The sequence below is a fragment of the Rhodococcoides fascians NBRC 12155 = LMG 3623 genome, assembly GCF_001894785.1.
Taxonomy (GTDB): Bacteria; Actinomycetota; Actinomycetes; order Mycobacteriales; family Mycobacteriaceae; genus Rhodococcoides; species Rhodococcoides fascians.
In genome coordinates this window covers 122,749-147,874 of the sequence record NZ_BCWW01000003.1, presented here as the reverse complement: position 1 = coordinate 147,874, position 25,126 = coordinate 122,749, and the positions used below count along the sequence as shown (strand labels likewise).

Genomic DNA, 25,126 nt, shown 5'->3' with positions numbered 1-25,126 from the left:
GGGAGAACGCCGTTGAAGGATCGCGCTTGCACTTCAGGTTTCGTGGTTCGCTTGCTGGGCGTCCTGACGGTGTCGGTTCTCGCTTCGGGTTTCGCGGTGGCGTGCTCGTCAGAGCCGCAGCTCGCGGCGGTGCCCGTCGATCCGGGCGGGTTTCGGTTGACCGCCGGGGGCGTGACCGTGTCGGGTGGAGCGGGCGTAGCACCAGAAGGAACGCAGGCAACTATCGAACGAACCGACGACCAGCTCCCGAATGAGGTTCAGCAGTCGGTGACGGCCGGAGGCGCGCCCGTTCGGGTCGAGTTGGACGAGGGGCAAGTCCAACCGGCCTCACCGTTGACATTCGATTTCGAGCTGGACGCCGACCGTGTCAATGAGCTACTGGCGGCAGGGAAGATTCCAGTGGTTTTGGTGAGGTCCGAAGGTTCTGAGCAAAACGACGTGATCGAGGCGTCGTGGAACAAGGACACCTCGACACTGACGGCGAGTGTGCCGCACCTCAGTCTGGTGTGGCCGTCGTTCCTGGATCCGAAGGGTGTCTTCGACTCGGTGGCGGAGGGCATCAAACGAGCGCTGGGTATGACGTTCCCCAAGCCTGAGTGCGTCGGCCGCACAGCCGACTTCGCGGTGACCTCATATGGGGTGACTCCAGTGACCGAGGATGTTGCGTGGCCGTGCATCCGAAAGGTTCTTCAAGCTCAAGAGGGAACGCTAACGATCGACCTACAATCGAACTCCCCGTACTTGTGGACAGTGCGCGCTGACCCCTCATTCCTCACAAAGCAGTTCACTACGATCGACATGGGCTCGTATCCCGCGGGTGCCCTCTATCAACAGCTGGTGAACCAGGGTGACGACTCTGAGACAGTGTTGCTGCCAGGGCAGCAACTCTCACTCGGCTTCGGGCCTTACGAACAGACACCTGATTCGGGGACACTGACCTTCGATGTCGGTACCTGGACCTTGGGGCTTATCGGTTACGGCATCGGATGGGTTCTGGAGAAGTTCTCTCCCGGGAAGTACGCCGAAATGATCGAAAACGCGGATGTCATCGAGTGCATGCGCGGGATCAACAGTGGAGCCAACGGCAACCGCGCGTTCGACGCCGGCATGGTTGGCGACTTTGTGAAGTCTGTGATCGGATGCGTCGGCCTGCTCGGTGGATCGGTATTCAGCCTGCTGGCTGGCGGATTCGGTGCCACTCTGGTGGCACCTCTGGTGGGTGTTCTCACAGGTACACCGCCCATTAACAAGGCCACCTTCGAGGTGACCACGACCCGTAAGGAGATTGACCCTTTCTTCTCCAACAGTGGCGGTGTTAGCGGGTATTATTTCAAATCGCCCAGCGGTCAGTGGAAGTGCGCGATCCTCGTGACGGACAACATGGCGGGATGTCAACCGTCGACGTCGATGGACATACCGATCGCCGGTGCGCCGCAGGTCCCCGACCCGGCTACTGGCGCACCAATGAATCCGAACGCGATCTCCGTCGCGAAGGGTGGCGAGCCGGAATTTTCATGGATAAGGCAGGCGATCTTTTGGAGAAACGACGGCGATTCCGCAGTTCTCGACTACGGCAAATCGCTGACGCAGAACGGTTTCACCTGCACCATGCAGGAGGTGGCAATTTCCTGTCGCGAAGACGTAAGCGGTAAGGGCTTCACCTTCACCACCGCCGGATACGCATACGAGTTCACCGCACTTGGGTCTGCTCCACCCACTGCACTGGCGGCTGCGGCGAACGGCGGGTTGGATGCCGTCATAGGACGCCCGACGGATCAGTACTCGGTCGGCTATGGTTCCGAAAGACCCGAGACCTTGTCCATCAACTCATTGTGCGGCAACACAATCACCAATATCTCATGGACGACGTGGGGCAATGAGTCGGCCACCGGCACCGGGACGAAGTGCGCGCCCGCCGGTTCACCCAAAGACGGCGGTCCAGTCAGTCTTGTCGCAACCGACCTCGGAGACTGCGGCGGTGCCAAAGCATACCGATCTCTGGTCATCGCAGGCGGCTCGAAAATCGACGTCTGTGGCGGTGAATGACGTTGCAATACTTACGCGACCGTAGGGCCCAGAGCGTCAAGAACGCCCCGATAGTCCCGGGCGGGGCCCAAAGGCGCGTTCGTGACGGTCGGTGGCGGGGAGGTGGACTGCGCCGTCAAAGCAACTTCTCCACCGCCGGGCACACCTCGGTAGGACCTCTCGTTCAGCCCACCCGCGGGCTTGCCCGAGGGTGGGTTTTTGGACGAGACCACTGGGAAGACGACAACTAGGGCAACGTATTACCGCCCACCTTGGGGAGGGAACGGCGACAATAGTTTTATGGATCCGACACAAGTATTTGCGGCCGTGCGCATGTTCGCTGCCACCCCCACGCAGATGCGGCGCGCTTACCACGCCGTCACGCCGGGAAGCGCGCTCAAGATCTCGCTGTACGACTCGGGCCGTGACTTCTCCTACTTCGTGCCTCGCGTCCCCGACATCTCGTCATGCAACCCACCCGAAGCCGGCGGCGCGCTGGACGATCCGAACGTCATGAACGACTGGGTCGCGAAACACCAAGTGCTGCCGTTCGGATCTAGTGAAGTCAGCGTCCTGATCCAGACGGCCGACAAAACTTCGGCGGTAGTGCGCGCACTGCGCGTCGAGTCCAGCACTGCCGAATCTGTTCCCGGAATAGTCCTGTCTCGGCAGATTGGAGGACCCATTGAGGCGCTGTCGTTAAATGTTAACCTCGATAATGGTTCCGTCACCGCGGTTGACTCTCGCATACTCCCGACCACGCACCTAGTAGAAACCTGGTTTACAGTTTCACCACAGGAACCCCTGGCTATCAGGCTCGCCGCTACCTCGAGCGGACCAAAGGCACTTGTCTGGCAACTCGTCATCGAGGTTACAATCGACGGAAAAAGAGCCGAGATTCGCATACCTGAGTCACCTTGGATAGCAATCCCTCATAATTACGACGCCGTCGTGCAACGATACCTTCACAGTGGTTCCAGCTGGGCTCCTGCGCCCGATTGAGCGAAGCGTGAAATGATCCCCGTTAGGTCATGCATCACGCAACAGTGCCGGGGACCCCGTAGGCACGATCGCAGATGGCAGCAGGATACGTGGGCTGACCACGAGTGGCGGTGATGAGGTGACGAATCTCCGTTCGATTTTCGTTCAACTACCCCACAGTGGGGAATACGGACACCGGTCAATTACCGACAGGCACGTCGCCCGCTCAGAGAGACTTTTACAATGGAGAGCTTTCCCGATTTACTGTTGCGCGCCAGCGCCGCATTGAGCACTATCTACGCATTCTACGTCGCTGCCGCGACGAAATGGCCAACCAGCTACTACCTTCTGGATGACGTTGTCGGTCCACGCGTGGCGAAAACTACGTGGTCTTATGGCTTGTTCAGATTTGCCCCGTTATTCGTGGCAACGTTGTGCGCAACTGGATATCTACCCGACGCCTCCTCCAGATTGATCGTTGCGGCGCTTATCGTAATCGGACATCTCGCAATCTCTGTACTTCGAATAAATCCATACACTAATCCCGGCCCTAAACGCGAGAAATCGTGGTACGCACTGCAGGTGGCAATTCTGGCATCGTCGATTGTCGTCGCCGCAGTCGCAGCAATGTTGGTGCAACATACGGGGGACGCCCTACCTCAATGGCGTGACCTTGTGTCCGCAGCGGTGACAGCCGTGGTAGTTATCTCCCTGTCCGCAGTCCTCCAGAACACAACCGGCAGCTCGAACACGATCAACGAGGCGGCGATCGATCGCGCCGAAAAGAAATACGAACGAACCGTATCGAAGATCGCGGTGAGGAACAAGGTCAATCGAAGATTCCTTCTCGCCTTGGTCATTGCCGAAGATCTACAACGCCCCAGTTGGTTCCGAGTCATCGAGCGTCGGCTTGCGCGAGCGGGATTGGCCAGAACCGTTGGTCTGGGACAGAGTGCGAGCGACTGGTTCGTCACGGATGAGCAGGGCATTGACCGCCTAGCGGCGTCAATTGGCCAACTGACTGTCAACGGAACCCTGAGTCGCGCGCGGCTCGCAGCCTCCGCCGAGCGCTGCAACGAAGGCGACGGGTACGTGGAGTTCGTACTTCACATATACGACCACCTTCAGGCCCGTCAAGCCGAGACTTCGTTCATCGACGAGGATGGAAACCCGTTGATCATCTCGAAACCACCGGCCTTGTACCACGGAGAATGGCTAATCACCGGTGATATCGGCCCCTCCATAAATTGGTTGACTGTGAGAAATCCTGCCACGAACGACAGTATGCAAATCGCGATATCGGAGGAATCGAATGGCCGGAGACCCTGGAGAGCTCAAGTGCCCATCGACTGGACCGAGCCTGAGATATATTCCGAGATTGGATCACCGAATGCATACGACACACGACTCAACCTCTACGCCCTCACCTTCTGACACACAAACCAACCGAAGTGTGTGCATTCCTTCCTAGCTCGGATCGTTACTGCAGTCCGGGCACCATCCATTCCCACCCGTTACGCCCTGACGGTGCGGGCAAGAAGACACTTTTCAGGCCGGGTGCGGCCTCGAATACGTATGTTCCACGGTACTTCGACGACGGAGCGTATGCATCACTGAAACCATCTGTCTCTGCCTCGTCACAGGTGAAGACGGAGCTTGGGTAAATATCGGTGTCAGTAGTCCCGTCAGCGTCAACACCGCCCCAGCGGGCAGGGTTCATCATGCCGTTGATCGCCGGCGCCACGTTCTCACCCTGGTATTGATAGGTGTCGTAGTCTGCGGATGTCTCGAAGCTGACATCGGCAAAGATGAACGAACCTTCCTCGGAGGCTTTGGTGGTACCGCCACCGGACTCGGTACAGGTGTTGTGTGCGCAGCGAGATGCTCCATGCCGCACGCGCGGCGCGCACGAACGCAACGCCCCGGAACGCCAACGACCCGTCATCGCTGCGACGCGCAACGCGTCTCCCGTCACGGCAACGGATCGCAACCACGACCCGCCCACGGCGCCTCGCGGGACGGAGGGCAAGTTGACACAGTTGCGCTGCCATGGAGCCGCGCTGGCTCTCTCGATGACCACCGGTGAAACAGTGCCGCTCCAGGCTTGCGCCTGGTGTTGCCTGGCCTCCTCGTGATCGGCCCGTCGGGGATCGTCAACGTGGTGCGGGTGTCGAGGCGGTCGGGTCCGACGGCTCGGCGGGGCGCGATCGTCTCGTGCGTTGGCGGACTACGGGAGCTTGGACGCGAGGACGTCGGCCGCCAGGATCTCGGGTGCTGCCCCGAGGAGGTGCTGGTTGGCCATCAGGGCTGCGACGATGGCGCCGTTGGCGTGGGCGTCGCGAGCGGCCTCGTCGGGGAATGCATCGAAGATCCAGAAGGTGTCGGCGTGGGTCCTAGCCGCGAACCAGACAATCGTTCCTACTTCTTCGTTGGCGAGTGCGACAGCGCCGGCGAGCAGATCGGCGAGCGCGTCGTGCTGTCCATCGGCCGCGACGATCTTGGCGACGAAGGCATACGGAAGTGATGCGGGTGTGGACATGAGGGGTTCTCCTTGAAGTCGGGGTTCTTCGTGGGGCGAGTTCAGCGTATGACGAGCGAGGGCCGGTGGGGAGTGGCGTATACGACAGTATTGCTATTGTTCGCGCCATGCGTATCGGACTGATCGCGATCGACGGCTGCTTCGGTTCGGCGGTCGCGTCGGTCATCGACATCGTGCGGGTGGCCGACGGAGCCCGCGGCGATGTCGACCCGCGGATCGACCCGATCGAACTCGCCATCCTCGGACCGAAACGGCGAGTGACCACGACGGCATCGATGACCCTGTCGGTAGACCACCCGCTGTCGGAGTCCGGAGAGTTCGACGTGGTCGTCGTCCCTGCGCTTGGAACCCTCACGGCCGCCGCGACCAACGACGCCCTCCAGAGCCGAGATGCACGTTCGGTCATCGCCTCACTCGGGCGCCTCGACGACGCGACCACCCGGATCGCCGCGGCGTGCACCGGCGTGTTCGCCGTCGCCGAGACTGGACGGATGCATCATCGGCGGGCGACGACCAGCTGGTTCCTGGGGCCGGAGTTCCTGAAGCGCTATCCGACCGTCGCCCTCGATCTCGACACCATGGTCGTGGTCGACGGGAACCTCGTCACCGCCGGCGCCGCGTTCGCCCACATCGACCTCGCGCTCTCACTCGTGCGATCGATCAGCCCCGACCTGGCCCAACATGTCGCCAAGCTCCTCATCATCGACGAGCGTCCGTCGCAGGCGGCCTTCGTCGCCTACGAACATCTCCGGCACGAGGACCCGATCGTCGTCGAGTTCGAACGCTTCGTGCGCGCCCGCCTGGACGAACCGTTCAACGTCGCCTTCGTCGCGCAGTCGCTCGGCACCAGCCGGCGCACCCTCGAACGACGAGTCCGTGCGGCGCTCAACCTCACTCCGCTCGGCTTCGTCCAACGGCTTCGCATCGAACGAGCGCGGCACCTCTCAGCAACCACGGACCTCACCTCCGCCGAGATCGCGCTACGGGTCGGCTACGCGAACGCCGAGACTCTGCGCTCCCTCCTGCGCAGGGAGCGACGCCGTTCCTGACCTATCGCCATGCCTGTAGCCGGTGTCCTAGCGCTCGGTTGGAACCACCTCTCAGCACGTCGCGTCGACGCTCCTGCGTCGCCCCTGGACGACCCACTCGACACGCCCGCAGCACAGGCCATGTGACGTGCCCCGGCTTCCCGGGCGGTCGGGGTTGGGTGGCTGTGATGTCGCTGCGTTCTCGTCGAGGGGGTCAGCAGACCCGATCAGGGTCGATTGGGATGAGCCGCGAAGGCGGTCAGGTCAGGGCGGCCGAAGCCGGCCGGCGGGGTAGCGTCGGACACGTCGAGGTCTTTCGGATGGATGGCGTAGGAACCTCCATCGTCGGGAGACCTCGACGTCTATCTGCGGACCGACGCGCCCGGCCGACCTACACCCTCATCTGGGAAGAGCCGGGAAAGCCGGCGCACTGTGAATTTGCCGTCGGAACAGGCATTCGGAGTTGGGTGGGTCGTGCCGAATCTCAGGGAATCTCGATACCGGTCAGAACGAGCACCTTCTCCTGCGTCAGGTCCTCCATCGCCGAATGCACCCCTTCTTTGCCCATCCCAGAATCTTTGACTCCGCCGTACGGCATCTGATCGGCGCGGAAGCTCGGCACGTCACCGATGATGACCCCGCCGACGTCCAGGACGCGTGACGCAGTGAACGCCGTCTGCAGGTTCGACGTGAAGATGCCCGCCTGCAATCCGAATCGGGATTCATTGACCTGTTCGAATGCCTCCGCATCCGAGGCGACTTTGCAGAGTACGACAACGGGCCCGAAGACCTCGTCGTCCACAACCTTGGCCCCTGGCGGTGCATCCTCGATGACCGTCGGTTCGACGACTGCGCCCGTGCGTCCGCCGCCGGCCAGAACGGTGGCTCCCCCCCTCGACGGCTTCCTCGATCCACTCCTCCACGCGTACGGCTGCGCGCTCGTCGATCAGGGGGCCGACGTCGGTCTCGTCGTCGTCGGGTGAACCGGTCGACAGCGACGCGACGTGAGCCAGAATGCGGCGGCGCATGGCGTCGTAGAGACTGTCGTGGACGAAGACGCGCTGCACCGCGATGCACGACTGACCCGCTTGGTACATCGAGAATCGTGCGATCCTCTCGGCTGCGTACTCCTGTTTTTCCTCGTCGGCCCAGTCTGCGCAGACCACCACCGGGGCGTTACCTCCGAGTTCGAGCGTGACGTGCTTGCGCGGAACGAGTTCTCGAATCGACCAACCCACCGGGACCGATCCAGTGAACGAGACAACCGGTAGCCGAGGGTCCACGACCATGTCCGATGCCTTGTCGTTAGAGACGGTCAGCACTGACCAAGCACCCGCCGGAAGCGATGTCTCGGCGAGCATTCCGCCGAGCACCAAACTTGTCAGCGGGGTGGCCGGCGCAGGTTTGACGATGATCGGCGCGCCGACCGCCAGGGCCGGTGCCACCTTGTGGGCCACCAGATTGAGCGGAAAGTTGAACGGTGCAATTCCGAGGATGGGACCGCGTGGGACGCGCTGAATCAGCGCCAAGCGGCCGTCCGATCCAGCGTCGGTGTCGAGTCGCTGAAGATGCCCGCTCCATCGTCGTGCTTCCTCGGCCGCCCACCGAAATGTCGACACCGCGCGAGCGACTTCGACTCGCGCCCACTTGATCGGTTTGCCGGATTCGGCAGAGATGAGCCGAGCGATTTCCTCCCGACGCTCGTGCAGACGCGTCGAGACATGTACGAGCGCATCCGACCGAACGTGGGCCGGCGTTCCCGCGAACTCGTCCGCCACCGCGGCGGACGCCTCGATCGCGGCGTCGACGTGTTCCGACGCCGCTTCGAACACCGTCCCCACGATGCGACCGTCGAACGGATTGCGGATCTCGGTAGCGACACCGCTGATAGTCGCTTCGCCGGCAACCCAGTACGGAAAGTGTTTGGCAGACATCGGGATCTCCCTTTCGAGGGCCGAAAAGAATGCTCGCCGGCCCCGTGTCGGAGGCCGGCGAGCATGCGGGTGTGCACAGGGTCAGGTCAGACGGAGACCGAGGTGGACGCGGATTTCTGCAAGACCTCGAGCGCCTCGATAAGGTACGTCCGGAACACCGGGTGGTTCTCGCTCATCGGGAAGTGCCCGATGTCCTTCATCTCGATGAACTTCGCATTCTTGATCTGCGCAGCTGTGCGGGCACTGTCCTCAGGGGTGGTGAGGTAGTCGTAGTCGCCGGTCAGCATGACGACCGGGCAACGGTCGCCGTCGATCTGGTCGAGCTTGTCGCGCAGGTCGTGGTCCACGGAGTAGAAGTGCAAGTCGCCCTTGAACGCCTCGGATCCCTGCGTGTAGTAGAACCAGGTCTTCCAGCGGTCGGCTTCGGGCGACTGTGGTGCCATGAGATCCCATGTGCCACTTGCGCACACCTGCGCAGCGTTCGCGTGGGGGTGCTGCCACCAGTCGAGGTAGAAGCCCGGTGAGTAGTCGGCTCCCTCGACCGGGATGACTCCGGCGAAGCGTTCCGGATGGCGAAGCGCCAGCTGCAAGGCGATGTTGCCACCGAACGACGAACCCATGAAGATCGGATTCTCCAGTTCGAGCGCATCGACAAGAGCCACGATGAAATTGGCGTAATGGTCAGCCGAGAGCTTGTACTCCTCTTTCCACCACTCTGTGTTCTCAGGGGGATCGGACTTGCCGTGGCGGGGCAGGTCGTATGCGATCACGCGGTAATTCTGAGTGATCTCCTCGTCTTCGAGCAGTCCACGCCACTGGTGGTTGTGGCACCCTGCGGTGTGCTGGCACACCAGCGGCTGGCCGGTGCCGTTCTCGAGGTAAAAGACTTTGTACAGAAGACCGTCGACGTCGACATCGACGTAATGGCCGGTTACGGGTGAAATCTTGCTCATGTTCTGTTCCTTCGGTGAGTCGTGTGGGGGTCGGGGACTAGACCGGGACGCCGACGGCGCGCAGCAGTTCGATCTGGCGGGTGACGCAGCGCAGGTTCTGCATGAGGACGAGGACGTCTCCTTCGAGCTTCATGTCGCGCTGGAACGACGCCGCCCAGATTCCGTGAAACATCGGTGCCGGAACGGGAACTCCAAAGCCCTGCCACGTCTCGACGCCGGCGCGGATGGCGAACTGGTAGGGCCGGTCGAGCGGGCCCGGGTCGACGGCGATTGCGTGGACTTTGCCGTTCGACATCTCGACGACGAAGGAGTGGGTGTCCATATCGAGTAGGTACGAGCACGTGAAGTACGTGCCGTGCGCAGAGATCTCGGCGTCTGCGTCGGATGCCCGGGTGAACGCGTCGGCCCATTGTTCCGGAGTCTGGGTGGTGGTGTCGGTTGCTGTTGTCATGTGACCCATCACACGCTGGGCCTGCGGGTTCGTCCAATACCAATCGGTCGCCCGATCGATAGGAAACAACTACTGGTGCTGGTCTAGCTGCGGGAATAGCATCGGGGACGTGAATCTTCCGTTGGAGCTCAGGCCGTTGTCATATTTCGTGGCAGTCGCGGAAGAGCTTCACTTCGGCAAGGCAGCAGCGCGGCTGCATATCGCACAGCCCTCGCTCAGCGTCCAGATTCGCAAACTCGAACACTCCTTGGGAACCGCGCTCTTCATCCGCGATTCCCGTCACGTCTCGTTGACCCCGGCCGGCTACAAGCTCCTCGACGGGAGCAGGCAGCTTCTCGCCGACGCCGAGCGTGTCGCGTCGTTGACACGTCAGGTGGGCCGTAGTGGGCGCAACAACCTGATCGTTGGATTCCAGGCGAACGCTGCCGCGGAACTGACGCCGGACATCTTGTCGGCTTTCCGTGCTCTCCACCCCGGCGTCGAGGTCGAGATGCAGTCGTTCGACTTCACCGACCCCTACGTCGGGCTCGGCGACGGGTCGGTCGATGTCGCGTTCATCAGGCCGCCGGTCGTCGTGCAGGACTGGCTTGCGCTCGAGACACTGTTCGTGGAGCCGCGAGTGCTCGTCGTGGCATCCACTTCGCCGCTGGCGCAGCAAGATTCGACCAGTGTCGAGGAAGTGGCGGGGCAACCGTTCGTCGCGAGGCGCAGCCCGGAATCATGGAGGGACTTCTGGCTCGCCGTCAGCTCGAGAGACGGTGAGACCGTTCGTCTCGGTGCCGAAGTCTCCACTGTCGACGAGTGTTTCGAAGCCATCCTCTCCAGCAAGGGCGTGGCGTTCTCGCAGGCGTCGACTCAAAGGTTCTATGCGAGGCCAGGTTTGGCATTCGTTCCGGTTACGGGTATACCCCCCACTCCTTTGTCCATCGGGTGGCGTTCGGACGTCGACTCGCCTCTGACCCGCGACTTCGTGGCTGCGGCCCGCAGTGTCGCCGTCGATTGTCCGGTTCCGAACTCGTGGGCACCGCCGACCGCCGGCGTTCCGTCGCTCCTCGATCGCTACCAAGCCAAGCTCACGTCCTGAGACCCTCCCACAGGGTCGAGACTCAAAGCTTTCCTTGTCCCGTCCGGACTTCCCCCTTCGGAACACCTCGACACCCATAGTTGATATTTCAACAGTGCGTGTTTACCGTCAAGGTGTCGATGAACGACATCGACACCGGCACGGACGACCGCGGGCATATCCCCGCACAGGAGCGAGTTCGAACCACTCCCAGGTGAACACAATCCGCGGGGTACCACCGGTGATACCGAAAGCGGCGGGGAGACAACCACTCCCGTCGAAGGTTTCACCGTCGCAGCCGGGGAGGGCGAGCGGGTGTGGTTCGTCGCCGACACCATGATCTACAAGGCAACGCCGAGAACACGGGTGGAAGCTTCGCAGTCATCGAATGCATCACCACCCCCGGCGGTGGCCCGCCCCCGCACATCCACACCAACGAGGACGAGTTCTGGACCGTTCTCGACGGGACGTTCGAGATCACCATCGGTGGCGCGACCCACGCCGCCGGGCCGGGTGACTTCGCGTTCGGTCCTCGAGGAATTGCCCACAGTTTCCGCAACACAGCAGATACACCGAGCCGAATCCTGCTGGGCTTCACCCCCGGCGGGATCGAAGGCTTCTTGCCGAGTCCGGCCAACCTGCCACCAACAACGGCCCCGCCCCAGCCATCGACGACGCAGAGATCGCACGCATGATGCTCGCCGCACCCAAATACGGGATCGTCCTGATCGGACCAGACGCGTAAGAACACAACGCAGCGCTGCACGTAGCAGTGCACCTTCGATACTTCAGGCAGAGCTCCCGCACCCTGGCGTCACCGCCGGCGAAGCGCGGCCTACGCGATGTCCACCGAGGTCGATGAACGTGCCCGTCGAACTCGAAAACTACACTCGGGCGATGACGAGCGACCCCCAATGGCTGACCCGGGAGGAGATCCGGGCGTGGCTGACGCTCGCCGGTCTGGTCGAGTCGCTGCCGACAGTCCTGAGTGCCTAGCTCAAGCAAGACGCGGGAATCAACAACTTCGACTACATGGTCCTTTCATGTATATCGGACACGCCCCATCAGACGGTCCGCATGAGTGACCTCGCCGCATTCGTCGGTGGCTCTATCTCTCGCCTGTCACACACTCTGACCAAGATGGAGAATCGCGGCTGGGTGCGTCGCCGACCGGATACCGACAACGGTCGCTTCACAGAGGTGGCTCTGACGCAGGAGGGTAAGGACGTGGTCGCCCAGGCCGCCCCCGGGCACGTCCGCGAAGTCAGGCGCGTCATGATCGACGTCCTAGGACACTCGCAGACGCTGCAACTCGGCACGCTCCTCGATCAGGTTCTCGCTGCGGTCAACCCCAATGTCCAACGCGTCTTCGATGAGCGCTTCCCCGATGTCGACCTCCACGCTTCCGAAGGCTGATCGACCACCCAGCTCGCAAGATACGGGTCCGGGCGCAAAAGTTTGCTCTCCCTACCGGATTCGGTCGGAGCATCCGCGAACTGCAATTCACCAGGCAACTTGTTCGTGGGCCCGAACCTCCGATACAAATCGGCCACTTCCGGCTCTGATGCGCCATTCCGATTGAGTGCCCACAAGTCCCACAGATCACGCGATGCCCGCCGATCACACCAGGTGGCCGTCTTACCCGCAACGAACGCGGGCCGCGTGGGTACCGTCAACTCAGCTCCGAGTGCATCCTCATACCGCTGTTCGAGCTGCCGGTTCTCCTGAGGCCATGCCGGGCGACCCTCCGCCGACAGCAACTGCACCTTGACCGCCAGTCCGGACTGCGACCTGACCACTGCACCGAGATGCTCGGGCACCTCGCCAATCGCCGGATCCCACACCAGTCGCCCGTGGCTGCGCACGACTGCGCGTGGGAGTGCGCGGTCGAGATCACGAGCGACCTCAGATCTGGAACCGACCGCAATCAGGTCGATGTCCTCACTGAGACGAGCATCGACCAGATGCGTTCGAGCGAAAGCTGTTCCGCCGACGAATACAACCCGGTCCGCGAAATGCACACTCAGATAGCCGAGCAGGTGCGAGATCAGGTGATCCCGCTCGACCTGTGCACGCGCGACACCGAATTGCGCAGCCACCGAGGCCAACTCGTTGGAATTCACTACTTCTCCCCCAACCGATCCTGCAGCCGCGTCAACGTCATTCGCATCTTCTGAGCCCCAGCGACCTCGGCCAACACTTCTAAATCACAGCGCCGATACAACTGCTCCACCGCCGGCCACACCTCACGCTCGGCGTCACCGAGACCCGGGCGCTTCACCAAATCCAACTCGGGCACGACGCGCTCCGCATCCAGACGTGCCGTGTCGCGCACAACTAACCGAACCAGCGGCTGACGATCCGCCAACCGAATCGGATCGTGCCGCTTCGGCACAGTCTCCACAGCCGTCGCCAACGCTCGTGGGATGGTGCCGTGCAAGCGGGCCGCGCTGGCACCCATCACGACGGCCTCGTCGGCACTGTAGGCCGCAACCGCGATACCGGCCGCCGCTGCCTCCAAGCCGGGCATCCACTCGGTCCCGACCCGATCGTCGGGCACCGCCACGTAGAAGCCTGTCGCCACCCGGTGCAGCAGACCCAAGTCCGTCAGCCGCGCAAGCTCGGCGCGCGGGTGCGCGTCTACATCAGCCGCCGTCGCGGCCCGCACCATCCGCATCGGAAGCCCCGCGAACTCCTAAGGTAGACCGGCCTGACGGCGTCGAACATCGCTTGTCGTCACAGACACCTCGATCCAGTGTCGGATACGTAGGCTCCAGGCCTACAGAACCGACACTGGATCCGACGTGCAATCCGGTCCGGCAACCTTCCGCCCAGTCCGTACGCGTCCACCTACATCCACGCGAACGCTCACCGATGAGTTGGCAACGAGTTGTGACATTCTGTGACACCGAACGCCGATGCGAGCCGCCGAACCGGCAAATCCCCAGGTCACGAGCGACACATTAACCCAGGTGGACGAACCGGGCTCGCGCAAGAAACGAGCGGCCGAAATAGGCCAAAAAGGGACGGCCCCAACCGTTTTCACTGGTCAGAGCCGTCTCGTGGAGCCTCCTAACGGGATTGAACCGTTGACCGCTCGCTTACAAGGCGAGTGCTCTACCGCTGAGCTAAGGAGGCAGTGAAGCGAGCCAAGCATACCGTTCAACGGACGCTCAGCGACAACAGGTACCTTGTCGGTGGATCACCCCAGCAACGTAAAGACGGTCATGACTTTCCTGCAAGACCTGACGGCTTCGCTGAGCCGTCTCACCGGTGAGCGTCGGGCCACCATCGATACACCGACCGCCGCGCCGTCACCTCTTCGCCCTATCGATCTGACCGACGATGCGACGGTCGCCGAGGTCCTCGAGCTGGCCGTTCGTGTCGGCGAGGTGTTGTTGGCGTCGGGCACGTCTGCGGTGGATACGGCGACGCAGGTGCAGTTCATCGCCGCGACGTACGGCCTCGCACGATGCGATGTCGACGTCACGTACAACTCGATCACGCTGAGCGCACATCGCGGTCCCACGCGGCCGCCGGCGTCGACGATGCGCATCGTTCACTACCGCTCGATGGACTTCACACGGCTGGCCGCGGTCGACCGCCTCATTCGCTCGGTGCGCGTCAAGGTGGTCCCGGCGAGCATCGCGCGGGACCGCCTCGACGAGATCACCTCGGCCCCGCACCCGTACAACCGGTGGATCGCGACCTTCGCGTGGGCGGGCATGGCGGCGGCGATCGGTGTGTTGCTCGGCGGCGGCGCGTTGGTGGCTGTGGTGAGCTTCATGACGACGATGGTGATCGACCGAATCGGCCGCATCCTCAACCGCGCCGGACTGCCCTTCTTCTTTCAGCAGGTGGTCGGCGGATTCGTCGCTGCCACCCCGGCGATCACTCTGTACAACTTTCAGGATCAGCTCAATATCGACATCTCCCCGTCGGTGATCATCGGTGCCGGGGTGACGGTGCTGCTGTCGGGGCTTTCGCTCGTCGGCTCGGTACAGGACGCGATCACCGGAGCACCGATCACCGCGTCGGCCAGATTCTTCGAAGTGTTGATGATGACGGGCGGCATCATTGCCGGCGTCGCCACGTCGCTGCGGCTGGCGGCCCTGATCGGGAGCGATCTGCCGCAGATCAGCAACCTGCCTCCCCCGGACATCACACAGGTGCCCACCAAGGTCCTGGCCGGCGCGGCCGCGTCTCTGTTCTACGCGCTCGCCTGCTACGCCGAGCGGCGCGCACTGACGGCAGCGTTCATGGGCGGCTTCGCGGGTGCGCTCGTCTACTTGATGTCGCAGACGTTGGCTGTGGGTCCGATCATCGCGTCTGCCATCGCGGCCACGGTCGTCGGATTCGCCGGTGGTCTCCTTGCACGTCGAGCGCTCATTCCGCCGCTCATCGTTGCCGTCGCCGGTATCACTCCGTTGCTGCCCGGTCTCTCGCTCTACCGAGGTCTGTACGCGATTCTCAACGACCAGTTGCTGCTCGGTATCAGCTCGCTCTTCGCGGCGTTCGGCATCGGCTGTGGCCTGGCTGCGGGCGTCACATTGGGTGAGTGGGGTGCGCGAACATTGCGTCGACCCCGGATCCTGGCACGCACCGAGGAACTACTGCGCCCGACGCTTCGCCGCAGAGAAGAACCGCGCCGACCGACGGTTCGTCGGCGGCGCGGTACGAGTCCTTCGTAGAAGGCGGAACTCAGGCCTCGGTGCTGGGGGTTCCCTCAGCACCTGCGCGGGCAGCAGCGTCGGCCTCCATGGCCTCACGCAGGCTGCGCGGACGCATGTCGGTCCAGTTCTTCTCGACGTACTCCAGGCACGCAGCGCGGGTGTCTTCACCGAAGACGACACGCCACCCCTGAGGGACCTCGGAGAACGTCGGCCACAGCGAATGCTGATCTTCGTCGTTGACCAGCACGAAGAAGCGTCCGTCTTCGTCATCGAACGGGTTGGTACTCATCTCGCCTCACTCGTCGCGAACGTTTGATTGGTAAGTCTGCACCGTGAGGTGCCACACGACCCTAGCAACGCAGGTCGTGCTCAGGTGGCGTCAGGCCTTGAAGAAGTCGAGCAAGTGCGCATTGACAGCCTCGGGACGCTCGAGATATCCGTAGTGCCCGGCGTCCGCGATCTCCACGTATCGAGCCCCCGGAATCGCGTCGGCGAGCTCCTTGCCCAGGTAGGCGGGGATCATCCGATCGTCGGCGAACCCGACCGACAGACACGGCACCGACACTGCCCGGTAGGCGTTGGTGCGGTCGAAATCGTCGTCCATGCCCAGCTGCGCGCGCACCCCGGCGGATGGTGAGGATGCCGAGAACTCGAACAGGTCGAGCCAATCGCGAGCCGTTCGCGCATCACGCAACGTGGCGGGCGACAGGTTCATCACCGCCGTCACCGCGGCCGAGTACGTGCCCGGCAGCTCGACGCGCTTGTCGTAGAGCGCCCGCTCGCCCTGGGCGAGCGTCTTCTGGAACTCGTCGACCCGCGCGTGCCCGGCCAGGAATGCCGCCTTGCGAACCAGATCGGGACGCTTCAGAGCCAACTCCTGCGCGACGCGAGAGCCCATCGACGTTCCGACGACGAAGGCCTTCTCGGCACCGTCGCGGACCAGTTCGATCAAGCCCTCGGTGTCGGCAACCATGGCGTCGATGGTGATACCGGTCGCACTTTCCGACGACGGCGCGATACCGCGGTTGTCGAAGGTGCACACCCGGTAGCCGGCCGCCAGGAGGGCCGGTACCTGATGCAGTTCCCACACTCGGCCGGGACTGCCGGTGCCCATTATCAGAACGACCAGGTCTCCACTGCCCTTGACCTGGTAGTTCACGTCGATGCCGTTGATCTTCGCGATAGGCATACGTCTCCTCACTGCTGATGCTTTCGTCGGCGATCGTATCGTCCGAGGTCGACGTGGGGTTACTCGAACAGCCAGTGGGTACCTGCAGTTACATGACTGACGAGAACGTAGCGGGCGAAGCACGCAAAGGAATGCTCGACGGGATCAAGGGCAAAGCCAAAGAGGTCGTCGGCGCTGTCACCGGCAACGACTCGTTGACGGCCGAGGGCCAGTTGCAGGCCGCTCAGGCTCGCGAACGCAAGGAGGCGCAGGCCACCGAACGCGTCGCCGATGCGCAGGCCACCGAGGCCGCCGAGGAGCTGGCCGACGTGCGGACTGCGGCAGACAGTCGACGCGAGGCCGCGGAGGAGAACGCAGCAGTTGCCGAGGCGAACGCAGATCGCGTTCGACAGACCCAGGTGGCCGCGGCCGAGCAGAACAAGCGTGAGACCGTGGCGCAGGAACGAGCGGCAGCCGAGGTCGACGCAACGGCCGAACAGATCGAAGCGACCGAGGAGCGCAAAGCCGAGCAGGCCGCGGCAGACGCGGACGAAATGGTGGCTGCGCAAAAGCACCAGGAAGCGTTGCTGCAGGCCGAGGCCGACCGCAAGAAAGCCGAAGAGCTTCGCAACCAGGCTTGACCCACTACTGCTGATCTAGGAGTTCGACTACATGAGTGTTTTGGCCCTACCACTGACCATCCTGAGAATTCAGTACAGGATCGCACGAATTCCGTTGCAGCTCATCGAGACCAACGTCGTGGTGAAGATGGATGCAGAATCGCCGGCACGGCTCGCCTACGAGCACACGCTCGGATCCCTCGATCGTGCTGTCGGAAACCTGTTGGGAGACAGGAGTCTTGCCGATCGCGGTGAGACTCTGGTCGACAGCACCGAGAACCGCGCCGAAGCAGCACGCCTGGACGCCGAGGCACGTGCGAAGAAGACTGCCGCGGACGCCGACCTGAAGACGGCTCGTGAGACCGCCGAGCAGGACCGGCGGGCCGCCGACGCCGCAGCCCAGGAAGCGGCCCGCGACGCGCGACAGGAAGCCGAGCAGCGCAAGCGCGAGGCCGCTCAGGAAGCCGAACGCGAAGCGGCTGCAAAGAAGAAGAAGGCCGACGAGCAAGCTGCCGCGGCGGCCAAGGCAGCCGAGGACCGCAAGAAGACTCAGCAGGCTCAGGTCGACAAGCAGGAGAAGTTGGCTGCAGCACCGTCCGAGGCCGAATTGGCCGAGGCCGCAGAGCGATCCGAGGAAGCCGACGCCAAGAAGGACGAGGCGGAGCGCATCGAGAAGCTGTTCATCGCGGAGAAGAACAAGGACTGACAGCCCGGTTCTCTCGAATCGAGCTCAGCAACAACCCCTTCCAGCCCCGCACCGTGTTCTCGGTGCGGGGCTGGTGTGTTTGTGTGGGGCTGGTGTGCGTTCGCGCGGGCCTATGCGATGTGGGGGCCTGCTCGGGCGTGGGATTGTCGGGGTTGTCGGTAGGGGTCGACGGATGCTGGTGGTACGAACCAGGGGTGTTGATCGGTTCCGATGAACACTTCCCAGTCGCTGTGGTGGATGAGTCGGTGGTGGAATCCGCAGAGGAGGACGAGGTTGTCCATATCGGTGGGGCCACCATCGGCCCAATGCCAGATGTGGTGACCTTCGGTCCAGGCGGCGGGTTTGCCGCAGCCAGGGAAGGCGCAGCCGTGATCGCGGGCAGTCAATGCTCGTTTCTGTTTCGCGGTGACGGTCCGGGCGGTGCGGGCGAGGTTGAGTGGGTTGCCGTTCTCGTCCATCACGATGGCGGTGAGAAGGCAATCACACGCCAGTTGGCGGGAAGTGTTGCGGGAGAGCGGTCCCATCCAGGGCAGCCACCCGACCGACGTGCCGTCACCGAACAGGTCCCGGTATGCGCCGCGGTCGGCTGCAGCATCACCTCCACCGCAATCGCCACTGCCGCTGCCGTTTTCGTGGTCCGGTTCGGTTGCTGCGTCAGTGTCGATGGGGTCGCCGGTGTTGATGTCGACCGGATCTGCTGCGTCGGTCTCGGTGTCGGATTCTGTTGCTGCGCGCGAGGTTTCGTCGTCTGTTATGTCGTCGGCACTGTCGCGGAGGTCGGTGAGGTCCTGCAACCGGATGTGCAGGTTGACGTGGGGTTTTTCGCCGCCTTCGGTGGGGCGGTCACTGGAGGCGAGGTAGCGGTCGAGGATGTGTCCGAAGGCGTCGGCGCGTCGCCGTGCGGGACTGCGTTCGTCTTGGGTGCCGTCGGCGGCAGGGCGGGGTTCGGTCAACGGTGAAAGCGCGGTGAGCAGCTTTTCTCCGGTGATCGCATCGAAATCCATCTTCGCCACGAGACGTCCGTTGAGGGTTTTCGAGGCGAAGAGTTCGTTGCGGTCGGTGTCTTCCGGTGGTGGCTTGTTGCCACCGTAGGTGTCTTCGAGTTTGGTGATCGCTTCTCGGATGATGTCGGTGCGTGCCCCGGGCCCGGTGGCGGCGGCGATCATCGCGGAGCGGGCGATATCGCGACCCTCTTGCGGGAGGTTCTTCGGTGGTGTTTCGGCGAAGGTGAGGATCAAGGCGGCGTGGTCGACGGACATGACGCCGGTGTCCACTGCGTCGGCGATGTCGGGGAAGTTCTTCAGTCCGCGGGCGAGGGCAACGATCTTGGTGGCTTTGCTGGGGGTGAGGAGGGTGGTGGAGGTCAGCCACCCTGCGGGTCCGGGGAAGCCGAGCTTCTCCCTGCTCACGCGGGTGTCGATGTCGGCGACGAGGGCGATGCGGCGTGCTTCGAGCAGTTGGATCTTGTGGGAGACCGCAGCGGCGTCGGCGAGGAGTTCACTCTCGCTCAGTTGCCAGATCTCCGTGGTCATGGACCAAGTGTATCGAACAGGTGTTCTATACACAATGATGGTGCAATCGAAAACTATTGCGGTGCATAAGGATTCGCGAACCGGAACCTGTCGGTGGCCCGTGCTAGGCAAATCACCAATCCTCGGACGCGCTACGACCGTTGCGCCACACTCCATGGGTATCAACCGGGGCGCGCCATTGACGACCGACCTACCGGTTTACTGTAGGTTCACCAAACACATCGACGAGGAGGGTAGATGCGCATGCGACAAACGGGAACCGAGTCCACTCGACTTATCCATGCCCAGCGCAGACTCTCGCCGCTGTTCGCCACTCTGGTGATCTTCGGGGTTCTCGCCATCCCAAGACTGGACTTCCCTGGGGCCGGCATCGCGGGCTGGGGTCTGGCAATTGTCGCGGCAACGGCTTGGCTTTTCACAGCATTGCGCCCGCAGCGGTCCAGCAAAAAGAACTAGGTCGTGCGCGTTGTGCGTACCTCTGAGGGCGCACAACGCGCACGACGGGAGCGGAGCGACGATCAGCCGAGAATACGAGCGAGGAATGCGTCGATGTTCTCCCTCACCGTCGCCGTGCGGGTGTCGACGTCGAAGTCCTCCTTGAACTGTCGTCCCAGGGCCGGTGTTTTCTTCTTGCGTGCGTACAGAGAACATGCGAGATCCGAGCAGATGTAGGTACCGACGGTGTTGCCGCGTCGCCCGGACTCCCCTGCCTTCGCAGCGGCCATCAGCGACACACCGCCGTTGGCGTGGGTGGTGAGACAGATGCTGCACATCTGCGCGGTCCGCGGTCCACCTGCCTTGTATCGCAACGCAATTCCCCGGAGTCGATCTTCCTGCGGTACGACGATGTAGCTTCGTCCCGCCAGCTTCGGGTCGCCCCAGCCGAGGAAATCGAGATCCTCCCACGGCACTTCGTCGTACATATCGGGGAGGGAAAGCCGAGTGGCGTCACCCTTGGACGAGTTGACGAACGACGATCTGATGCCGCGTTCCGAGATCGGCTTCATTGTTCCTGCCTCCATTGCCGTAGGAGTGTGTCGATTCCGTCGAGGATTCGGGCCCACGACTCTTGTGAGTCGGGTGCACTGTGAGCGAACGAGCCGGCCGCTTCGAGGCTGGCGAAACCGTGAAAGACACTGCCCAACAATCGAACAGCGTGCACCTGATCGGCCTCGTTCAGGTGATACCCACGAAGAATTGCCTTCATCATCGCCGAGTGCCGCACCCCGGCACTGTTGATCGCCGTCTCGTGGTCGAGAGGAAATTGAGTGGCCGCGTACCGGCCGGGATGTTCGCGCGAATAGACCAGGTACGCGTCGGCCACTGCGACCAACGCGTCCTTGCCTGCCCTGCCCGCCAACGCTTCTGCCACCCGGTCGGCCAGTTCTTCCAACGCGAGCAGAGCGATGCCGACATTGAGCTGATGCGCGCTCTTCAGATGCGAATACAGACTCGCCACTTTGACGTCGAAGCGCCGCGCCAACTCACTGGCAGTCACGCGATCGAAGCCGACCTCGTCGGCCAGATCCGCTCCTGCTGCCACGATGCGCTGCGCGGTCAATCCTGCGCGTGCCATGTCGGCCTCCTCCATCTTCCGAGGACACCGTAGCCAAAACTAATAGCTATAGGCAAATTGCTAAAACAATCAGCGACCCTGCCACGCCTCCCACAGCTCTGCGTAACGCCCACCGGCAGCGACCAACTCGTCGTGCGGACCTTGCTCCACGATTTTCCCGTGCTCGAGCACAACAACGCGGTCGGCGGCAGCGGCCTGGGTGAGGCGATGCGCCACGACCAATGTGCTGCGGCCTCTCGTCGCCGCCTCCGCAGCCAGTTCGAGCTCACGGGCACCGGAGCTGCCGGCCTCGGCGGTGGCCTCGTCCAACACCGCGACAGCCGGATCGGCGAGAACCAGCCGCGCCAGAGCCAATTGCTGCGATTGCGCCGCGGTCAACTGGTGACCGCCCTCGCCGACGGCGGTGTCGAGGCCGTTCTCGAGCGCCTCGACCCATCCCCAGGCACCGACGGTCCGCAGTGCGGCTTCCACGTCGTCGCGGCCGGCGTCCGGTGCCGCGAGCAACACGTCGTCGATCAGTGGGCCGGCGAAGACGTGCACTTCCTGGCTGACGATCGCGACATGCCGGCGTAAACCCTGGTGGCCCAACGAGTCCAGCGACGCGCCGCCGACACGAACCGTGCCCGACGTCGACGCCATGGACCCGGCCGCAATGGCCGCGATCGTCGACTTCCCGGCACCGGTGGATCCCACGAGCGCGACCGTCTCACCTGCGTCGACACGCAGGTCGACCCCGTGCAGTACTTCGTGACCCCCGTCGTACGAGTGGCGCAGGTCGACGACATCGAGGGTGGCGTCGGCAGGCACGGAACCGTCGCCCACCGGCCGCTCGTCGGCAATGTCGACGACACCGACCAGTCGGGCCAGAGAAGCTCCGGCAGACTGGATGTCGTCGAACGTGAAGAGCAGGGTGCCGATCGGATTGAACAGGCGATGGAACAGCAGCGCCGCGGCCGTGGTCTCACCGACGGTCACGTAATCGCCTCGTACGAGCAGGAATCCGGCCAGCAGGATCACCGACAGACCGACACATTCGGCGCGGTTGCTGCGTGAGCCGAAACGGGTGAACAGGCGGAAGACGTCGACGCCGATGTCGCGGGCTTTCGCCGACGCTCGATCCACCTCACCGAGGTGCTCGGCTTCGAGTCCGTAGGCGCGCACCGTCTTTGCGCCCTGCATGCTGCTGACGAAGGACTGGGCTCGCTCGCCCATAGCGACTCGTTCAGCCGCGTACAGCGGAGCCGATCGGGGCAGATACCAGCGCAGCGCGAGCACGTACATCGGCAATGCCACCAGACCGGCAAGCCCCAGACGCCAGTCGATTCCGAGCATCGTGATCATGCTCAGGCACACGAGCAGGAATGCGCCGACGAGCTGGGGAATCACTTCGCCGATCGACTTGGCCATCACTGCGACGTCGTCGCCGACGCGGGAGAGCAAGTCGCCCTTGCCCACTCGCTCCAGCGTGGCCACCGGCAGGCGGAGAGCGCGTCGGACGACGGCCTCCCGTAAGGACGCCAGGATGCCCTCGCCGAGGGTACTGATCAGGTAGCCGCTGAAACCGGTGACGACACCGCCGATGACCGCCGCCACCGCGATCACGACGACGACCCCGACGATGGTCGACGAGTCGGCCCCGTCGCGGACGCGGTCGACCAGGACGCCGAGCACGTAGACCGGCACAAGTGACATCGCCGCGGCCACCGCGCCGAGGAGCAGCGTCACCGCGGTACGGAGTTTGCGCAGGCGCAGCTGTTCCAACAGCCATCGGCCCGACCGGGCACCGGTGGCGATGGGAAGAAGTTCGGGGGCGGTCATCGCAGCACCGTCTCCTTGTACTGCGCGTCCGAGGACGCGAGATCGTGGTGGGTTCCTTCGGCGACGACGCGGCCGTCGTCGACCACGAGTACGCGATGCGTCACCGACAGCAGCGCAGGGCTGGTGGTGATCAGGATCGTGGTCTGCGCAGCGCTGGCGGTGTGTCGCAGCTCGGCGATGCCGCGCGCGATCGTGTGCTCGGTGACGGCGTCGACCGCGGTGGTGGGGTCGTGCAGCACCAGCACCGGGGCGTCGACCGACAGGGCCCGCGCCAACGCGACTCGTTGACGTTGGCCACCGGAGAGGCTGGCACCGCGGTCGGTGACGGCGTGGTCGAGTCCGGCTTCGTGCAGTTCGACGACGTCGGTGGCCGCGGAGGCCTCGAGCACGCGGTCGAGTTCGGCGTCGGGCTGCGCGCGACCTGCGGTGACGTTGCTGCGGACGGTGCCGGCGAACAGGTCGGTGATGTGCGGCTCGACGAGCACGGTCTCGCGGGCGCGTCGGAGATCGATGTCCCCTGTTGCGATGCCGCCGATCCGTACCGTTCCGGTGTAGTCGGACTCGGAGATCTGACCGGAGAGCACCTGGGCGAGTGCCTCCCCGTCCTGCGGCCGGTAGGCGACGATTCCGAGCATCTCGCCGGGTGCAGCCGAGAAGGTGAGGCCGTCGAGCGAACGGAACCCGACCTCGTCGACGGCGAGTTCGGTACCCGAGGGCACAGCGGAATCCGATTGCGGCAGAACGTGGTCGGCACCGAGTACGAGTGCGAGCCGATCGGCAGAGCCACGCACCATCGCCACCACGCCGGGGACCTTGGACAACCCGGTCAGCGGTTCGATGACGAATTGCGAGAGCCCGATGACGGTGATCAGCTCGCCGACCGAGATGCGACCCTGCAACGCGAACCAGCCTGCGGTACCGGCGATTCCGACGGCGAGCAACGCGTTGACCGCCGCCGCCAGGCCCTGATAGACGTTGTTGGCGCGGGCCAACCTCAGCGTGGCCGCCAGTGCCGTTCGGCTCGACGTCACGAACCGCTGGGTCGCGGCGTCCTCGGCTCCGATTCCGCGCAGCGGACGCACTCCACTGACCAGATCGGTGGCCATTCCCGAGACCCCGGCGATCTCGGCCTGCTGTGCTGTGGCCGCGCGGGTGAGCAACGGGGCGAGACGCTGGAGCGCGATCAAAATTACCGGAGTGCCGATCACGACGGCCAGGCCGAGAGGAATGTCGATGATCAGCAATGCCACCGCGGACGCGACCACCGCCACTGCGGACGCGAAGACTCGCGCGATCAGGTCGAGAATCCACGATTCCTTCTCGGCATCGGACGTCGAGACCGTCAGCAATTCCCCGGCCGACAGATCGGTGCGCAGTCCGCGTGGGTCGAGAACGCGGCCGGCGACCTCCACCCGCACATCGTGGGCCTCACGCTCGATGGCGACGACGATGATGCGGGCACCGATGCGCCAGGCGTAGGACAGTGTGACGAACAGAGCCGCGAGACCGACCAACGAGACGATCATCGCCGTCACGTCGCCGGTGTCGATCGCCCGCGACACGATCAGACCGATCGCGACCGGAACCATCGTTTCGCACAGTTGATGCACCCCGAAGAGCAGGGACGAGACGATCAAGCGGGTGCGACGACGTCGTACGGTGCGGCGCAGAATCGCGCCACCGGTGGCCGGGAAAGGTGCCTCCACCACGTTTCGAGCATGGTGAAGCGAGACAGAATCGATCATTCGCTGCAGCCTATGGCATCGGGAAGTGGCGATGGGGTGTCACATTTACATAGAGTTGGCACCAGCGAACACCGAGTAAGTCCAGCAGAGAGTACGGAGATCACCATGCCTGCCAAGACATCGACCGACAACGACATCGCCGACGAAGACATCGTCCCACTCGAGTACGAGACCGCCAGTCAGGCCCAGCGCGTCGTCGCCGCCTATGCGACCGATGCAGACGAGTGCCGCATGTTGTTGTCGATGCTGGGTATAGACCCCGTAGCGAAGACCGACTGACAGGTTTTCGCAGGGCTGATTACCTAGGCATCAAC

27 protein-coding genes and 1 tRNA gene are annotated in these 25,126 nt (G+C 63.5%); 12 read left to right on the top strand and 16 right to left on the bottom strand.

Features of this window, described 5'->3' with window-relative positions:
• The first annotated feature begins 12 nt into the window (after window positions 1–12).
• The 3 genes from RFA01S_RS08505 to RFA01S_RS08495 all read left to right on the top strand — a co-directional run bounded on the left by RFA01S_RS08505 (window position 13) and on the right by RFA01S_RS08495 (window position 4,440).
• Entirely contained in the window at window positions 13–2,046 is a 2,034-nt protein-coding gene (locus RFA01S_RS08505; RefSeq protein WP_139278422.1) for a hypothetical protein, read from the top strand.
• Window positions 2,047–2,325: 279 nt separating this feature from the next.
• Window positions 2,326–3,027: a hypothetical protein gene (locus tag RFA01S_RS08500; protein WP_139278421.1), complete on the top strand. Its 702-nt coding sequence runs from the start codon at window positions 2,326–2,328 to the stop codon at window positions 3,025–3,027.
• 561 nt (window positions 3,028–3,588) lie between these two features.
• On the top strand, window positions 3,589–4,440 hold the full coding sequence (locus RFA01S_RS08495) for a hypothetical protein (RefSeq protein WP_139278420.1): 852 nt from the start codon (window positions 3,589–3,591) through the stop codon (window positions 4,438–4,440).
• 46 nt (window positions 4,441–4,486) lie between these two features.
• On the opposite strand, the gene RFA01S_RS08490 is transcribed toward RFA01S_RS08495, so the two are convergent.
• Entirely contained in the window at window positions 4,487–4,966 is a 480-nt protein-coding gene (locus RFA01S_RS08490; protein ID WP_139278419.1) for a hypothetical protein, read from the bottom strand.
• Window positions 4,967–5,233: 267 nt separating this feature from the next.
• Complete coding sequence (locus RFA01S_RS08485) at window positions 5,234–5,545, bottom strand: putative quinol monooxygenase (protein ID WP_006247389.1); 312 nt, start codon at window positions 5,543–5,545, stop codon at window positions 5,234–5,236.
• Between the two features lie 107 nt (window positions 5,546–5,652).
• Here RFA01S_RS08485 and RFA01S_RS08480 point away from each other — a divergent pair, with 107 nt between their 5' ends.
• Complete coding sequence (locus RFA01S_RS08480; RefSeq protein ID WP_027504856.1) at window positions 5,653–6,594, top strand: GlxA family transcriptional regulator; 942 nt, start codon at window positions 5,653–5,655, stop codon at window positions 6,592–6,594.
• 463 nt (window positions 6,595–7,057) lie between these two features.
• Here the strand turns inward: RFA01S_RS08480 and RFA01S_RS28445 are convergent, their stop codons facing one another.
• From RFA01S_RS28445 to RFA01S_RS08460, 4 genes are all read right to left on the bottom strand, one after another.
• The gene (locus RFA01S_RS28445; RefSeq protein WP_238325125.1) at window positions 7,058–7,405 is read right to left on the bottom strand and encodes an aldehyde dehydrogenase family protein; all 348 of its coding nucleotides are present in this window, start codon (window positions 7,403–7,405) and stop codon (window positions 7,058–7,060) included.
• Window positions 7,296–8,507 carry an aldehyde dehydrogenase family protein gene (locus tag RFA01S_RS08470; RefSeq protein WP_238325109.1) on the bottom strand — a complete coding sequence of 404 codons (1,212 nt, stop codon included), beginning with the start codon at window positions 8,505–8,507 and terminating at the stop codon, window positions 7,296–7,298. The genes RFA01S_RS28445 and RFA01S_RS08470 overlap by 110 nt, the downstream gene beginning before the upstream one ends.
• 86 nt (window positions 8,508–8,593) lie before the next feature.
• Window positions 8,594–9,460, bottom strand: coding sequence for an alpha/beta fold hydrolase (locus RFA01S_RS08465; protein WP_032407274.1), 867 nt, complete (start codon window positions 9,458–9,460; stop codon window positions 8,594–8,596).
• A 37-nt stretch (window positions 9,461–9,497) separates the two neighbouring features.
• Window positions 9,498–9,911, bottom strand: coding sequence for a hypothetical protein (locus RFA01S_RS08460; RefSeq protein WP_032407435.1), 414 nt, complete (start codon window positions 9,909–9,911; stop codon window positions 9,498–9,500).
• Between the two features lie 109 nt (window positions 9,912–10,020).
• Between RFA01S_RS08460 and RFA01S_RS08455 the strand changes: the two genes are divergently transcribed.
• The 3 genes from RFA01S_RS08455 to RFA01S_RS08445 all read left to right on the top strand — a co-directional run bounded on the left by RFA01S_RS08455 (window position 10,021) and on the right by RFA01S_RS08445 (window position 12,390).
• Window positions 10,021–10,995: a LysR family transcriptional regulator gene (locus RFA01S_RS08455; RefSeq protein ID WP_032407275.1), complete on the top strand. Its 975-nt coding sequence runs from the start codon at window positions 10,021–10,023 to the stop codon at window positions 10,993–10,995.
• 296 nt (window positions 10,996–11,291) lie between these two features.
• Window positions 11,292–11,669, top strand: coding sequence for a cupin domain-containing protein (locus RFA01S_RS08450; protein ID WP_052060700.1), 378 nt, complete (start codon window positions 11,292–11,294; stop codon window positions 11,667–11,669).
• Between the two features lie 337 nt (window positions 11,670–12,006).
• Window positions 12,007–12,390: a MarR family winged helix-turn-helix transcriptional regulator gene (locus RFA01S_RS08445; RefSeq protein WP_201245343.1), complete on the top strand. Its 384-nt coding sequence runs from the start codon at window positions 12,007–12,009 to the stop codon at window positions 12,388–12,390.
• On the opposite strand, the gene RFA01S_RS08440 is transcribed toward RFA01S_RS08445, so the two are convergent.
• From RFA01S_RS08440 to RFA01S_RS08430, 3 genes are all read right to left on the bottom strand, one after another.
• Window positions 12,303–12,995: a nucleotidyl transferase AbiEii/AbiGii toxin family protein gene (locus RFA01S_RS08440; protein WP_238325126.1), complete on the bottom strand. Its 693-nt coding sequence runs from the start codon at window positions 12,993–12,995 to the stop codon at window positions 12,303–12,305. The genes RFA01S_RS08445 and RFA01S_RS08440 overlap by 88 nt on opposite strands.
• A 101-nt stretch (window positions 12,996–13,096) precedes the next feature.
• On the bottom strand, window positions 13,097–13,651 hold the full coding sequence (locus RFA01S_RS08435) for a hypothetical protein (protein ID WP_032381465.1): 555 nt from the start codon (window positions 13,649–13,651) through the stop codon (window positions 13,097–13,099).
• 386 nt (window positions 13,652–14,037) lie between these two features.
• Window positions 14,038–14,112 (bottom strand) — tRNA-Thr (locus tag RFA01S_RS08430).
• Between the two features lie 89 nt (window positions 14,113–14,201).
• Here RFA01S_RS08430 and RFA01S_RS08425 point away from each other — a divergent pair.
• On the top strand, window positions 14,202–15,665 hold the full coding sequence (locus RFA01S_RS08425) for a threonine/serine exporter family protein (protein WP_032407276.1): 1,464 nt from the start codon (window positions 14,202–14,204) through the stop codon (window positions 15,663–15,665).
• A gap of 10 nt (window positions 15,666–15,675) precedes the next feature.
• Here RFA01S_RS08425 and RFA01S_RS08420 read toward each other — a convergent pair whose 3' ends face one another.
• Window positions 15,676–15,936, bottom strand: a complete 261-nt coding sequence (locus RFA01S_RS08420) for an MbtH family protein (RefSeq protein WP_027495672.1) — start codon at window positions 15,934–15,936, stop codon at window positions 15,676–15,678.
• A gap of 90 nt (window positions 15,937–16,026) precedes the next feature.
• Complete coding sequence (locus RFA01S_RS08415; protein ID WP_027495671.1) at window positions 16,027–16,836, bottom strand: alpha/beta fold hydrolase; 810 nt, start codon at window positions 16,834–16,836, stop codon at window positions 16,027–16,029.
• A 92-nt stretch (window positions 16,837–16,928) separates the two neighbouring features.
• Between RFA01S_RS08415 and RFA01S_RS08410 the strand changes: the two genes are divergently transcribed.
• The gene (locus RFA01S_RS08410; RefSeq protein WP_032407438.1) at window positions 16,929–17,456 is read left to right on the top strand and encodes a hypothetical protein; all 528 of its coding nucleotides are present in this window, start codon (window positions 16,929–16,931) and stop codon (window positions 17,454–17,456) included.
• A 31-nt stretch (window positions 17,457–17,487) separates the two neighbouring features.
• Entirely contained in the window at window positions 17,488–18,141 is a 654-nt protein-coding gene (locus RFA01S_RS08405; RefSeq protein ID WP_032375015.1) for a hypothetical protein, read from the top strand.
• A gap of 110 nt (window positions 18,142–18,251) precedes the next feature.
• Here the strand turns inward: RFA01S_RS08405 and RFA01S_RS08400 are convergent, their stop codons facing one another.
• Complete coding sequence (locus RFA01S_RS08400; protein WP_072692052.1) at window positions 18,252–19,673, bottom strand: HNH endonuclease signature motif containing protein; 1,422 nt, start codon at window positions 19,671–19,673, stop codon at window positions 18,252–18,254.
• Window positions 19,674–19,910: 237 nt separating this feature from the next.
• Here RFA01S_RS08400 and RFA01S_RS08395 point away from each other — a divergent pair, with 237 nt between their 5' ends.
• On the top strand, window positions 19,911–20,129 hold the full coding sequence (locus RFA01S_RS08395; protein ID WP_032406197.1) for a hypothetical protein: 219 nt from the start codon (window positions 19,911–19,913) through the stop codon (window positions 20,127–20,129).
• 62 nt (window positions 20,130–20,191) lie between these two features.
• Here the strand turns inward: RFA01S_RS08395 and RFA01S_RS08390 are convergent, their stop codons facing one another.
• The 4 genes from RFA01S_RS08390 to RFA01S_RS08375 form a co-directional block, all read right to left on the bottom strand.
• Window positions 20,192–20,680 (bottom strand): FBP domain-containing protein, encoded by a 489-nt coding sequence (locus tag RFA01S_RS08390; RefSeq protein WP_032406196.1) that lies wholly within the window; start codon window positions 20,678–20,680, stop codon window positions 20,192–20,194.
• A complete protein-coding gene (locus RFA01S_RS08385; protein WP_032381554.1) occupies window positions 20,677–21,249 on the bottom strand; it encodes a TetR/AcrR family transcriptional regulator in 573 nt (190 codons plus the stop codon). Before RFA01S_RS08385 ends, RFA01S_RS08390 begins: the two co-directional genes overlap by 4 nt.
• A 69-nt stretch (window positions 21,250–21,318) precedes the next feature.
• Entirely contained in the window at window positions 21,319–23,067 is a 1,749-nt protein-coding gene (locus tag RFA01S_RS08380; RefSeq protein WP_032371882.1) for an ABC transporter ATP-binding protein, read from the bottom strand.
• A complete protein-coding gene (locus RFA01S_RS08375; protein WP_174557230.1) occupies window positions 23,064–24,812 on the bottom strand; it encodes an ABC transporter ATP-binding protein in 1,749 nt (582 codons plus the stop codon). The genes RFA01S_RS08380 and RFA01S_RS08375 overlap by 4 nt, the downstream gene beginning before the upstream one ends.
• A gap of 105 nt (window positions 24,813–24,917) precedes the next feature.
• On the opposite strand from RFA01S_RS08375, the gene RFA01S_RS27705 reads away from it, so the two are divergent.
• Window positions 24,918–25,091, top strand: coding sequence for a hypothetical protein (locus RFA01S_RS27705; RefSeq protein ID WP_008710019.1), 174 nt, complete (start codon window positions 24,918–24,920; stop codon window positions 25,089–25,091).
• Window positions 25,092–25,126 lie beyond the last annotated feature (35 nt).